1 protein-coding gene and 1 other RNA gene are annotated in these 1,459 nt (G+C 56.3%); both read left to right on the forward strand.

Annotation, left to right across the window (positions count from 1 at the left end; translation table 11 throughout):
• Positions 1 to 144 precede the first annotated feature (144 nt).
• A non-coding RNA gene (locus AC4PR2_RS28820) (RtT sRNA) lies at positions 145 to 269 on the forward strand.
• Positions 270 to 589: 320 nt separating this feature from the next.
• Positions 590 to 1,459, forward strand: an 870-nt coding sequence (gene nadA / locus AC4PR2_RS28825; RefSeq protein ID WP_492176040.1) for a quinolinate synthase NadA, incomplete at its 3' end; no start/stop codon positions are given.

A 1,459-nucleotide genomic window follows, 5' to 3' on the forward strand; every position in this document is an offset into this window, starting at 1 on the left:
TTAGCTCAGTTGGTAGAGCAGTTGACTTTTAATCAATTGGTCGCAGGTTCGAATCCTGCACGACCCACCAATTCAGAAAAAAGCGCCTTTTGGCGCTTTTTTCGCATTTGCGCCACCAGACTCTGCTTTATCCTGTTGCTAACAGAGTTCACCGAGTCGTGCGGGTGAGATCCTGCGTTCAGGTTCGAGCATCGCGCAGCGATACGACAACGCGCAGCGTTGCCCGCAGGGTGAGGCCACAGGCCGAATCAATCCTGCACGACCCACCCATTCAGAGAAAAGCGCCTTTTGGCGCTTTTTTCGCATCTGCAGCACCGTCACCTACATTCGTGCTTTCTCGTTTCAACACCGCACCGATCATCACGCTGTTCTCTGAACGGCTATATGGTCTCGTCAGGTCATTTTCCGCTGTGAGCTGTGTAACCACTGTCTGTGTTTTTTAATACATTAAACAATAGGTGCGCAAATATGAAAATATCAGCGGACTTTTCGCGCAGTTTTAGGTATTTTGTTTAGTATATAAAACGAGGGGCGTTGCGGCAGGCGATATTCACGCGGCAGGCGCCCAGCCTAGCATGAGATTGCAGCGATGAGTGAAATGTTTGATGTCAATGCGGCGGTGTATCCCTTCCCGCCTAAACCGGTTCCGCTGGACGTAGCCGAAAAAGCCTTTTATCGCGAAAAGATCAAAACCCTGCTCAAGCAGCACAATGCGGTGATGGTCGCCCACTATTATACCGATCCGGAAATCCAGGCGCTGGCGGAAGAAACCGGCGGCTGCGTGGCGGATTCGCTGGAAATGGCGCGCTTCGGCAGCGCCCATCCGGCTTCCACGCTGTTGGTGGCCGGCGTGCGCTTCATGGGGGAAACCGCCAAGATCCTCAGCCCGGAAAAGCAGGTGCTGATGCCGACGCTGTTTGCCGAATGTTCGCTGGATCTGGGCTGCCCGGAAGAGGAGTTTCATGCGTTTTGCGACAGCCACCCCGATCGTACCGTGGTGGTCTATGCGAACACCTCGGCGGCGGTCAAAGCGCGCGCCGACTGGGTGGTCACTTCCAGCATCGCCGTTGAGCTGATCGAGCACCTGGACAGCCTGGGCGAGAAGATCATCTGGGCGCCGGATCGCCATCTCGGCAGCTACGTGCAGAAGCAGACCGGCGCCGACGTGCTGTGCTGGCAAGGCGCCTGCATTGTCCATGACGAGTTCAAGACTCAGGCGCTGCGGCGCATGAAGGCGCTTTATCCGCAGGCGGCCATCCTGGTGCATCCCGAATCGCCACAGGCGGTGGTTGAGTTGGCGGATGCGGTGGGATCGACCAGCCAACTGATTCAGGCGGCGAAAACATTGCCGCATCAACAGCTGATCGTCGCCACGGATCGCGGTTATCTCGCGTCAATTATTTTGGCCGGTCGGCGACAATTAAAATGGCCGGTTCACTACGGCGCCAGTGATGCCGCC

The sequence above is a fragment of the Serratia sp. A07 genome (assembly GCF_058725505.1).